Genomic DNA, 11,585 nt, shown 5'->3' with positions numbered 1-11,585 from the left:
AGCTGAACCAACTCGGCTACCAAGTCACTCTCCAATCCGTCGAGGTCGCCTGATCTTCAAGAAGGGCCAGGGGAGGGGGATTTTCGTATCAGAGGGTGGTGGTCGCGTGCATTTCCCAGATGAGGAGTTCGGACGGCTCGAGGGCGGTGGCGCGTTGGCCGCCGGTGGCGGTGAGGCGGGCGGCGTCGCCCTGGGTGAGGGGGCCGGCGCCTTCGAGGGTGATCGAGCCCTGGGGGACGAAGAGGTGGGTGAAGGGGGCTTCCGGGAGTGTGACCTGTTGGCCCGGCTGTAGGCGGGCGGCGTGCAGGGCGGCGTAGCGGTTGTGGATCCGGATCGCGGTGGTGCCGCGGTGGCGGTCCATGCCCGAGGTCACCGTGACCAGGGAGCCGCTGAGCAGTTCGGCGTCGATCTCCAACTGCTCGTAGCCGGGGGTGACTCCGGGCTCGTCGGGCAGGACCCACATCTGCACGAAGCGCACCGGGGTGGGGGAGGGGGCGTCGGTCGGTCGGTAGGCGTCGTTCTTCTCCGAGTGGAGGATGCCGGTGCCCGCGCTCATCCGCTGGGCCAGGCCGGGGTAGATCACGCCGGAGTGGCCGCCGGAGTCCTGGTGGACGAGTGAGCCCTGGAGCACCCAGGTGACGATCTCCATGTCGCGGTGGGGGTGGGTCTCGAAGCCCGTGCCGGGCTGCACCAGGTCCTCGTTGTTGACCAGGAGCAGGCCGTGGTGGGTGTTGGCCGGATCGGGCCGGCCGGTGCCGAACGAGAAGGAGTGGCGGGAGTCGAGCCAGGACAGTCGGCTGGACTGCCGGTCGTTCGCGCGCCGGACCTCGATCGCCGGGGTCAGGAGTCCGGGCACGGGGTGCCTCCTCGGGTGAGATGTTCAGGATTCAACCTTGAGCCTAGGCTGCCATTGCATGAACCTTCAAGTGACCCGGAGTGTTCCCGAGGATGAGCAATCGCCCATGTCATGCGCAGAATGTGGCTGATACGCTCCCGGAATGAACACTCGGGACGAGGTGCCGGCGCCGCCGGCGGACGAAAACGCGGACCTGTGGCTGAGCTCCGGCGAGCTGGCCTCCTGGCTGTCGGTGGTCCGGCTGATGACCAGGCTTCCCTGGGCCATCGACGCCCAGCTGCAGCGCGACGCCGACCTGAGCATGGTCGAGTACATGACGCTCGCGATGCTGTCCGAGGCCCCCGAGTGGACCCTGCGGATGAGCATGCTCGCCGAGAACACCAGCACCTCGCTGTCGCGGCTGTCCCACATGGTCAAGCGGCTGGAGGGCCGCGGCTACGTCCGGCGTGAGCCCGACCCCGCCGACGGGCGGTTCACCAACGCGATCCTGCTGCCCGAGGGGATGGCCAAGCTCGAGGCCGCGGCCCCCGCGCACGTCGCCTACGTGCGGCGCCTGGTGGTGGACAACCTCTCGGGTGAGCGGCTGCGCCGACTCGGTCAGGATGCCGAGCGCATCCTGCAGCGCATTGACTCGCCGGCGCGGTGAGCTGAAGGGTCAAGTGATCTGGTTCTGTCGGCGGTGGCAGATTCCTGTGCTCCCGGGTCTTGTGCTCTGCCATGACTTGAAGGTTAAAGTGAATCCAGAGGGAAGCCGCGAGCCGGCCGCCGGGTCGGCTCCGGATCGAGACCGAAAGCAGGAGTGATCGAGATGTCCCAGGACAACGAGAGCATCGTCCGCGCCGCCTACCGGGTGGCCGAGGAGCAGGACGTCGCCGGCTGGATCGCGGCGTTCACGGAGGACGGCACCTTCGCCGACATGTCCATCCCGTTCACCTACCAGGGGCCCGCGGAGCTCGGCAAGACGGTCGAGGTCTACGCCAAGGCCTTCCCCGACATGCACCGCGAGCTGGAGCGCTTCTACCTCGACGGCGACACCGTGATCGTCCAGCTGCGCCTCCAGGGCACCCACACCGGGCCGCTGGAGACGCCGGCCGGCACCGTCCCGCCGACCGGTCGGCGGATGGATGCGCCCTGCTGTGACGTGTTCGAGCTGGTCGACGGAAAGATCAAGCGCTTCGACTGCTACCCCTCCGGCACGGTCATCGCCGCACAGCTCGGCCTCGCCTGAGTGCAGCCGGGACCGGAAGGCGTCCTCGCCGTGCTGTGACTTGAGCCTTCAAGTCAAGAGGAATAGGGTTTGACGTGAAGGTTCAAGTCGATGAGAGACCAAGGAGATGGCCATGACCACCGACCGCCTGCGCGGACCCGACACCGACACCGACACCGACACCGTCGCCGCGCTGCTGCGCCGCAACCTGCTCGATGTCTTCGGCGAGCCGGACCCGGAGCGCCGCGCCGCGGCGATCGCCGCGACGTACTCCGACGACGTGGTCTGGCACGAGGCCGGCCGGCAGGTCATCCGCGGGCGCGAGGCCCTCGCCCGGCGCGCCGCCGAGCTGCGCGCGCAGGCCCCCGACTGGGTGTTCAGTCCGGACGGGCCGGTGTCCGTCAACGACGACCTCGGGCACCTCGGGTTCCGCTTCGGCCCGCCCGGGCAGCCGCCCGTCGTGACCGGGATGGACATCGCCCACTGCCGGGACGGAGTGATCGTCGAGCTGTACACCTTCGTCACGGAGGCGCCGGGCGGGGCGGCCGTTCAGCAGTGAACCGTGGGGCAGCGCCCGGTCGCTAGTGGATCCGCTGGCCGTCGGCGAGCACTTCTTCGACCTGCTGGCCGAGGGCGTCATGGTCGAGTACGTGGTCACCGTCCCCGGCTACCCCCGGCAGGTGCGCGGACGGCGCGCGGTCGCCGAGCTCTACCGCGGTTACGGCGACGCCATGGTCCTGACCGGGGGCGACGGGCTGGCGGTGCACCATGACACCGCCACGTCGGTGGTCGTCCTGGGGTATGCCGTGCACGGCTGTGCCGTCCGCACCGGGAACGCGTACGACGACCGCTTCGTCTCGGTGCTCACCGTCGAGGGCCGCCGGGTGGCGCGCTGGCGCGACTGCCTCGACCCGGTCGCGGTGTTCCGGGCCCTGGGGTGGCCGGGCGAGGCCCGCTGACGGGAGGGTCAGGTGGGGGTGGTGGTGTCGTTCAGGCTAGTTCAAGCCACTGAGTGACATGTTCACGACAGTAGAGTGATCTCTCCGTAATCGTACGTGCCAGTAGCGTCATGCTGTTCCTACGGAGACGAACGGGCCGCCGGGTCGCACCGGCGGTCCGTCGTCGTGTCCGGCGGCGCGGCCCGCGCGATCGGGTGGCCGTCGTCCCGTCCTGCGCGCACGCGCCGCACCGGCCGGTCCGGCCGCGGCTGACGAGTAGCGGCCGCAGGCCTCAACTTCCTGATGAGCAAAGGGGATTGTTCGATGCTGCCCACCATGTCGCAGAACGACCGGGAGCGCTTCCTCGCCGACCGCCGGGTCGGGGTGCTGAGCGTCGCGGACCCCAGAGAAGGCGACCGGGCGCCGCTGAGCGTGCCGGTCTGGTACGGCTACGAGCCCGGGGGCGAGATCCTCGTCCAGACGGGGCGCGAGACGGTCAAGGGCCGACTGCTGCGCGCCGCCGGCCGGTTCAGCCTCTGCGTGCAGGACGAGCGGCGGCCCTACCGGTACGTGAGCGTGGAGGGGCCGGTCGTCACCGTGGAGGACCCGGTGCCGCCGGCCGTCCGGGACGCCCTGGCGCACCGCTACCTGGAGCCGGACGAGGCCCGCGGCTACCTCGAGGCCACGGCCGAGCAGCTCAAGGACGACATCCTGTTCCGGCTGCGGCCGCAGCGCTGGCGGACCGCCGACTTCTCGGCCTTCGCCGCCGACTTCACCGAGCCCGGCGAGCCGACCCGGCCCGGCGAGCGCGCTTCCGAAGCCGCCGATGTCGCTGACCCCCTTGCCGAACCCGCCGCCGACAGCGCGGACTGACCTGCGCGCCGTCGGCACCGGCCTGCTGGCCGCGGCCGACGGGCCCACTTGCTGAGAAGGACCCATGACCGATATCGATGTCTCGTCACGCCCGCTCCACCTCCCGGCCCCGCGCCCCGCGGCCCGCGCCGCCCGCCCCGACCGGCCGCAGGACCTCACCCTCCAGGACCTCACCCTCCCGGAGCTCTTCGCCCGGCAGGTGGCCGCGCACCCGGACGCCCCGGCGGTCCAGCACCGCGAACGCGTCCTCAGCTACGGCCGGCTCGACGCCGGATCGACCGCCCTCGCCGCCCGACTGCTGGCCGCGGGCATCACCCCCGGCGAAGCCGTCGGGGTGTGCGGCAGCCGGTCCCCGGAGGCGCTGATAGCCCTGCTGGGCATCCTCAAGGCCGGCTGCGCGTACGTCCCGCTGGACGACGACCTGCCCCCGGCCCGCCTGCGCGCCATGGCCGAGGACGCCGGGCTGCGCGCCGCCGTCACCCTGCCCGGCACCGAACGCCCGGTCCGCGGCCTGCGGGTGAGCATCCCGGCCGTCGACGACGGCGACCCCGCCCCGGCGGCCGTTCGGACCGCCGGCGCCTTGTCCGCGCCCACCGACTGCGCCTACGTCGCCTTCACCTCCGGCACCACCGGCCGCCCCAAGCCCGTGGCGATCCCGCACCGCGGCGTCGCCCGGCTCGTCCTGGCCGACCGCGAACTGCCCCCGCCCGGGCCCGGCGACCGGATCCTGCACGGCTACGGCCTGTCCTCGGACGCCTCGACCATCGAGATCTGGGGCGCCCTGCTCACCGGCGCCTGCCTGGTGATCGCCGACCGCGAGGAACTCCTCTCGCCGACCGCGCTGGAGCACCTGCTGCGCCGCCGGGACGTCACCGTCGCCTACCTGACCACGAGCGTCTTCCACCTGCTCGCCCGGACCAGCCCGCAGGCGATGGCGGGCCTGCGCTTCGTCTCGGCCGGCGGCGAGGCGATGGACCCGCGCCTGGCGAACGCCGTCCTCGCCGCCTGCCCCGGCACCACCGTGGTCAACTTCTACGGCCCGACCGAGAACTCGGTGGTCTCCACCGCCCACGTCGTCCGCCCGCTGCCCGAGGACGCCGCGGGCGTCCCGATCGGCCGACCGTACGCCGGCACCACCTGCCACGTCCTGCGCGCCGACGGCACACCCGCGCCGCCGGGCGAGGAGGGCGAGCTGTACGTCGGCGGCGACGGGCTGGCCCTCGGCTACCCGGGCGACGACCGGCTGACCGCGGAGCGGTTCGTCCGCCTGCCGCAGGTCGAACCCGGCGGCCGGCTCTACCGCACCGGCGACCGGGTCGTCCGCAACGCCGACGGCCTGTTGGAGTACCGCGGCCGCGCCGACCGCCAGGTCAAGCTGCGCGGCGCGCGGATCGAGCTCGACGAGGTGGAGGCCCGGCTGCGCGCCCACCCGGCCGTGGCCGAGGCCGTCGTCGAGGCCGACGGGGACGCGCTGACCGCCTACATCACCCCGACCGCCCCGGGAGCGGACCTGCCGCTGCCCGAACTGCGCGGCTACTGCGCCCGGTGGCTGCCGCCGCAGGCCGTCCCGGTGCTGGTCGCCCTCGACCGGTTCCCGGTGACCAGTGGCGGCAAGGTGGACCGCAAACGCCTGCGCGCCACCGCCGTCCTCACCGGGGACGAATCTCCGCAGGAGCAGCCGGCCGAAGGGCTCGCCGGGCTCCTCGCCGGGATCTGGCAGCAGGTGCTGCGCACCAGGCCCGCCCCCGAGGACGACTTCTTCCACCTCGGCGGCGACTCCCTGCTCGCCTCCGAGGCCGTCACCCGGACCCTGGCCGCCCTCGGCCTCGACGCCGCGCTCAGCTCCACCCTCATCCGGGCCCTGCTCACCGCGCCCACCCTGGCGTGCTTCACCGAGGCCGTCCGCGCCGCCCGCGAGGGCGCCCCGGCCGACGCCGGGGAGAGCACCGTCGACTTCGCTCGGGAGTCCGAACTCGGCTTCCGCCTCCCGCCCGCCCAGGGCCCCGCGCCCTGCCCCCAGGACCCGAAGGACGTCCTGCTCACCGGCGCCTCCGGCTTCGTCGGCGCCTTCCTGCTCGCCACCCTGCTGCGCCGCACCGCCGCCCGCATCCACTGCCCCGTCCGCGCCGGGAGCCCGGCCCACGCCGAACAGCGCGTGCGCACCGCCCTGGCCCGCTACGGCCTGCGGCTCGACGAGGCCGACCGGCAGCGGCTGGAGTGCTTCCCCGCCGACCTCGCCGAGCCCGGCCTCGGACTCCCGGCCGAGCACCTCGCCGACCTCGCCGGCCGCCTCGACCTGATCGTCCACAACGGCGCCCAGGTCAACTTCCTCTACCCGTACGAACAGCTGCGCGCCCCCAACGTGGACGGCACCCGCGAGATCATTCGACTCGCCGCGCCCCGCCGCGTCCCGGTCCACTTCCTGTCGACCGTCGCCGTCGTCGCCGGCTCCGGTGCGGCCGGGGTGCGCGAAGCCCCCGAGGACGCCCCGCTGGCCCACGCCGACGGGCTCACCATGGGCTACGCCGAGAGCAAGTGGGTGGCGGAGGGGGTGCTGCGCCGCGCCGCGGAGCAGGGACTGCCGGTGGCCGTCCACCGCCCGTACGAGGTGACGGGGGACCAGGTGAGCGGGGTGAGCAACACCGAGACCGCGATCTGCTCCCTGTTCCGGACGATCGCCGAGACCGGGCTGGCCCCGGACATCGCCCTGCCGATGGACTTCGTCCCGGTCGACCACCTCGCCGAGGCCGTGGTCCACATCGCCACCCGGCGGGACGCCGACGGCCGCACCTACCACCTCACCAACCCCCGCCCCGCGATGCTCACGGACGTCATCGACCGGATGCGGGCGGCCGGCTGCGCGGTGCGCACCCTGCCCTACGCGGAGTGGGTCGACGAGCTGGTCCGGCACGTCGCCGCGAACCCCACCAGCGCCACCGCCCCCTTCGTGTCGCTGTGTGTGGACCGCAGCCGCACCGCCGACATGTCGGTCAAGGAGCTGTACTTCGAGGGCACCTTCCCGGTGCTCGGGCGGCACAACGCCGAGGCCGCCCTGGCGGACAGCGGACTGCACTGCCCGCCGGTCGACTCCGCCCTGCTGGACCGGTACCTGGAGTACTTCTTCAGCTCCGGCTACCTCCAGCGCCCCACCACCCCTGCTGTCCGGGAAGGCACCCGATGACCGACACCGCCGCCCCCGCCCCCATCCCCGTCCCCGAGGTGACGCCCGGCACCGCCGGACCGCCTTGCGGCTACGCCCGGCTGCGCGCCGAACAGCCCGTCGTCAAGGCGGAGTTGCCCAACGGCGAGACCGCCTGGCTGCTCAGCCGCTACGAGGACGCCCGGGCCGCCTTCGCCGACCCGAGGCTGGTGCGGCCCCTGCTGTCCGCCTGGCCGCCCGTCGAGGGCGACGACGCGCCGCTGCCCTGCCTGCCGACCTTCCTGGAGATGCGGGGCGAGCACCACGAACGCGTGCGGCGCGCCGTCCTGCCGCTGTTCGGCCGCGGGCGCCTGGAGTTCATGCGGCCCCGCATCCGCGCCATCGCGGAGGAACTGATCGACGCCATGACGGCCGGCTCGCCCGACCGCACGGCCGACCTGGTGGCCGGCTACGTCGAACCGCTGCCGCTGCGCGTGCTGTGCGAGACCATCGGCCTCCCGCACGAGGACCGCGACCGCTACCTCCCGCACACCCTCACCCTGCTCAGCGCCGCCGGGCTGACCATGGACGAGATCCTCACCGCGCTGTACGCCCTCCAGGGCTACGCCTCGGAGCTGATCAGCCGGAAGGAGGAGGAAGAGGGGGAAGTGCAGCAGGACGGGGACTACATCCGGCTGCTGCTCGCCGAGACCCACCGCCCCGGCAGCGAGCTGGTCCGGGACGACGTGGTGAGCTTCGTCGTCACCATGCTGATGGCCGGCTACAAGACCAACATGCAGCACACCGGCAACGCCCTGCTCACCCTCCTCACCCACCCCGACCAGCTCCGCCGGCTGCGCGAGGAACCCGCCGGGACCGCCACGGCGGTGGACGAACTGCTGCGCCACGTACCGCTGATGAACGCGATCAACATCCTCGTCGCGGAGCAGGACCTCACCCTCCACGGGCAGCGGATCCGGGCCGGTGACGCCGTCGTGCCGGTGCCCGCCTCCGCCAACCGCGACCCCGAGGCGTTCGCCGACCCCGACCGCCTCGACCTCACCCGCACGCCCAATCCGCACCTCGCCTTCGGCCACGGCCCGCACGCCTGCACCGGTGCGCACCTGACCCGCATGCAACTGGCCGTCGTGATCCAGGTGTTGCTGGAGAAGCTGCCCGGCATCGAACTCGCCGAGCCCGCCGAGTCGCTGCCCTGGGACGAGACCACCCCGCTACGCGCCCCGGCTCGGCTGCCGGTGCGCTGGTGACGACGGCACCCACGCCACGCACCCCGACCCCGTACAGAAAGGACCGCGCCGCATGAGCGCACCCCAGGCGCCCGCCACCACCGACGAGGTTCCGGACGGCACGCCGGACGGCACCCCGGACGCGGGCTCGCTGCCCCGCTACCCGTTCAGCACTGACGGCGACCGGCTCGCCCCCGAACTGGACGAACTGCGCAGCCGCTGCCCCGTCGCCCGGGTGCGGACCAACTCCGGCGGCGAGGCATGGCTGGTCACCGGGTACGAGCTGGCCCGCGACGTCCTGCGGGACCGCGCCTTCGCCCGCTCGGTACTCGGCGAGGCCGACAGTCCGACCCAGGACGCCCCGATCCTGGCGCCCGAACTGCTGGACGCCATGAACCACCTCCAGCAGGCCGGACTGCGCGACGAGGTGCTCACCGCACTCGGCCGCAACCAGCCCGAACTGCCCGCCGACTGGGTCGCCGAGGTCACCCTCGAAGGCCTGGAGCGGATGGTCGCCGAGGGCGCGCCGGGCGACCTGCAGCACCACTTCGCCGAGTGGGTCGCCGCGCAGTGCCTGTGCCGGCTGCTCGGCCTGCCGTTCGAGGACCGGGAGTGGCTCGCCCAGCGTGCCGACAAGGACCTCACCATGGCGACGTACTCCGACGAGGAACTCGCCGCCAACTGGGAGGAGATCCGCTCCTACATGGCCGCCTTCCTGGCCGCCCGCACCCCGGGGCGGCCGCGCGGGCTGGCCGACCGGCTCGCCGATCTGAACGCCGAGCGGAACCTGAACGCTGAGCGGAACCTGAACGCCGAGCAGAAGGGGCTGAGCGACCGGCAGTTGTCCAACATCGTCTCGGTGCTCTTCGTCAGCGGCTACGAGGACTTCGCCAGCTTCCTGGGCGTCGCCGCCGTCAACCTCCTCCAACACCCCGAGGCGATGGCGGAGTTGCGGGAGAGCCCGGAGGCGACACCCCGGCACGTGGAGGAACTGCTGCGGTGCAGCGTCGTGCTCGGCAACGCGATCCCGCGCTTCGTCACCGAGGACACCTCCCTGGGTGGCGAACAGGTCAAGGCCGGCGAGCTGATCCTGCTCTCCCTGGATGCCGCCAACTTCGACCCGGGCACCTTCGCCGAGGCCGAGCGGTTCGAGCCCGCCCGTTCGCCCAACCCCCACCTGCGCTTCGGCCACGGCCGCCACCACTGCCCCGGTGCCCACCTGGTGCGGCGTCAGTCCGACACGGCCTTCCGGGTCCTGCTCCAGCGGTTCCCCGGGCTGCGGCTGGCCGTGCCCGTGGACGAAGTCCCGTGGCACCCGAACCGGATGGCCATCATGGCCGCCGCCGTCCCGGTCACCTGGTGAGCTGACCCCGCCTCGACCGGACCTGCACCCCCTGCCCGGACGCCGGGCAGGGGGTGCAGTCGTTTTCCTCAACCCATATCACTGCTCTGAATGGTGATGGAAGGCAACCGCTGATGGGAGGTGAAAACGGGATGATGAGGGAGATATACGACGAGTCGCGGCCTCATCGGTCGCGGGCTGATTGACGGTTGGGCTGACGGGGTGTCATCGTCATAACCGTTCAGGACGGTTACTCACGTGCTGCGGATCAACGCCGCCGGGTATCGATCCGCAGCACGCCTATGGACGGAGCCCCCGATGAAACGAACCCTGACCGCCCTCTCGGTCGGCATGTCGCTGGCCGCCGTGCTCTATGCGCCCGGCGCGCTGGCGGACACCGCACCGCCCACCGCCCCCAGCTGCGCCGCCCCCGCGTTCGCGGCCCCGGACGGGACCCGGGTGGAGGACGTGACGGCCGTCGCCCATCCGGCGGGCACGGTCGACGTGCCCCCGGTGTTCCCGCTGGACGCCGCCCACATCCCCGACGTCCCCGCCTTCTGCGATGTCACGGTCACCCTCACCCACCCCGGCCAGGGCGACCACGCCAAGGTGCGGGTCTGGCTGCCGCAGCAGAACTGGAACGGTCGGCTGCAGACGGTCGGCGGTCAGGCCTACGCCGCCGGTGACTACGGCGCCGACCTCGCGGCCGCGGTCAAGGGCGGCTACGCCGCCGCCACCACGGACGCCGGGGTGAGCAGCTACCTCGACACCCGTTGGGGGCTGAAGGGCGACGGCACGGTCGATCAGGCGCTGCTGGAGAACTTCGCCTCGCGCTCCGAGCACGAGGCGGCGGTCGTCGCCAAGGGCGTCATCGCCGCCCACTACCAGCGGGCCGCCGCGTACTCCTACTTCACCGGCTGCTCGACCGGCGGCCGCCAGGGCTACGCGGAGGCCCAGAAGTACCCCGAGGATTACAACGGGATCCTCGCCAACGCTCCCGCTGTTCACTGGACGGAGTTCGAAGTCGCCACGCTGTGGCCGCAGGTGGTGATGAACGAGGAGCACACCTACCCGACCGCATGCGAGTTCGACGCCTTCACCGCCGCCGCCGTCCGGGCCTGCGACGGACTCGACGGCGCCCGGGACGGTCTGGTGTCCCGGCCCGACGAGTGCGGCTTCAACCCGCGCCGGCTGATCGGCACGACCGTCGAGTGCGACGGCCAGCAGCTGACGATCAGCGCGGCCGACGCGGAGGTGGTGCGCCGGATCTGGGACGGGCCGCGCACCACCGACGGCCGCAGGCTGTGGGCCGGCGTGCCGAAGGGCGCCAAGTTGAGTGCTCTCGCGGGCCACACCACGGACGCCTCGGGCAAGCCGGTGGGCGCGCCGTTCCCGGTGCCCGCCGAGTGGGTGTCCACCTTCGTGGCCAAGCAGCCCTCGCTCGACGTCACCACCCTCACCACCGAGCGCTTCACCGAGTTGTTCCGGCAGTCCGTGGCCGAGTACGACAAGGTCATCGGCACCGACGATCCGGACCTGTCCGCCTTCCGGGACGCCGGCGGCAAGCTGCTCAGCTGGCACGGCTCGGCCGACGAGTTCATCCCCGCCGACGGCACGGTGCGCTACCGCAAGCAGGTCGAGCGGCAGCTGGGCGGCGCCGAGGAGGTCGACGACTTCTACCGGGTCTTTCTGGTGCCGGGCGCGGCCCACTGCGGCCTCAACGGCGCCGGCGGACACACCGACGGCCTCGCCGCGCTGACCGCCTGGGTCGAACAGGGCGAGGCGCCGCAGACGCTCCCCGCCACCCTGAACACCTTCGACGGCCGGACGGTCCGGCGTGACCTGTGCGCCTACCCGCTGGTCTCCCAGTACACCGGCCACGGCGACCTCGCCGACGCCGCCTCCTTCCGCTGCGTCCCGGGTAACCGGCACTGACCGGGCGCCCCGCAGCAGCGCGGCCCGCACCCCGATCGGGGCGCGGGC

General features: G+C 72.6%; 10 protein-coding genes. 9 read left to right on the top strand and 1 reads right to left on the bottom strand.

What is annotated here, in order from left to right; genetic code table 11:
• Positions 1–88: 88 nt before the first annotated feature.
• The gene (locus tag ACFVXG_RS45695) at positions 89–856 is read right to left on the bottom strand and encodes a pirin family protein (RefSeq protein ID WP_387936448.1); all 768 of its coding nucleotides are present in this window, start codon (positions 854–856) and stop codon (positions 89–91) included.
• 142 nt (positions 857–998) lie between these two features.
• Here ACFVXG_RS45695 and ACFVXG_RS45690 point away from each other — a divergent pair, with 142 nt between their 5' ends.
• The 9 genes from ACFVXG_RS45690 to ACFVXG_RS45650 all read left to right on the top strand — a co-directional run bounded on the left by ACFVXG_RS45690 (position 999) and on the right by ACFVXG_RS45650 (position 11,537).
• Positions 999–1,502 (top strand): MarR family winged helix-turn-helix transcriptional regulator, encoded by a 504-nt coding sequence (locus ACFVXG_RS45690; protein ID WP_387936447.1) that lies wholly within the window; start codon positions 999–1,001, stop codon positions 1,500–1,502.
• 162 nt (positions 1,503–1,664) lie between these two features.
• A complete protein-coding gene (locus tag ACFVXG_RS45685) occupies positions 1,665–2,084 on the top strand; it encodes a nuclear transport factor 2 family protein (protein ID WP_387936446.1) in 420 nt (139 codons plus the stop codon).
• 112 nt (positions 2,085–2,196) lie between these two features.
• The gene (locus tag ACFVXG_RS45680) at positions 2,197–2,622 is read left to right on the top strand and encodes a nuclear transport factor 2 family protein (protein ID WP_387936445.1); all 426 of its coding nucleotides are present in this window, start codon (positions 2,197–2,199) and stop codon (positions 2,620–2,622) included.
• Between the two features lie 25 nt (positions 2,623–2,647).
• Positions 2,648–3,022, top strand: a complete 375-nt coding sequence (locus tag ACFVXG_RS45675) for a nuclear transport factor 2 family protein (RefSeq protein ID WP_387936444.1) — start codon at positions 2,648–2,650, stop codon at positions 3,020–3,022.
• Between the two features lie 315 nt (positions 3,023–3,337).
• Positions 3,338–3,874: a pyridoxamine 5'-phosphate oxidase family protein gene (locus ACFVXG_RS45670; protein ID WP_387936443.1), complete on the top strand. Its 537-nt coding sequence runs from the start codon at positions 3,338–3,340 to the stop codon at positions 3,872–3,874.
• A 64-nt stretch (positions 3,875–3,938) separates the two neighbouring features.
• The gene (locus tag ACFVXG_RS45665; protein WP_387936442.1) at positions 3,939–7,055 is read left to right on the top strand and encodes an amino acid adenylation domain-containing protein; all 3,117 of its coding nucleotides are present in this window, start codon (positions 3,939–3,941) and stop codon (positions 7,053–7,055) included.
• Positions 7,052–8,281 carry a cytochrome P450 gene (locus ACFVXG_RS45660; RefSeq protein ID WP_387936441.1) on the top strand — a complete coding sequence of 410 codons (1,230 nt, stop codon included), beginning with the start codon at positions 7,052–7,054 and terminating at the stop codon, positions 8,279–8,281. The genes ACFVXG_RS45665 and ACFVXG_RS45660 overlap by 4 nt, the downstream gene beginning before the upstream one ends.
• A gap of 52 nt (positions 8,282–8,333) precedes the next feature.
• Entirely contained in the window at positions 8,334–9,623 is a 1,290-nt protein-coding gene (locus ACFVXG_RS45655; protein ID WP_387936440.1) for a cytochrome P450, read from the top strand.
• Between the two features lie 297 nt (positions 9,624–9,920).
• Positions 9,921–11,537, top strand: a complete 1,617-nt coding sequence (locus ACFVXG_RS45650; protein ID WP_387936439.1) for a tannase/feruloyl esterase family alpha/beta hydrolase — start codon at positions 9,921–9,923, stop codon at positions 11,535–11,537.
• Positions 11,538–11,585 lie beyond the last annotated feature (48 nt).

The sequence above is a fragment of the Kitasatospora sp. NPDC058162 genome (genome assembly GCF_042884005.1).
In the GTDB taxonomy this organism is placed as follows: domain Bacteria; phylum Actinomycetota; class Actinomycetes; order Streptomycetales; family Streptomycetaceae; genus Kitasatospora.
The sequence above is the reverse complement of the archived record's forward strand: the minus strand, read 5'-3'. Positions and strand labels throughout refer to the sequence as shown.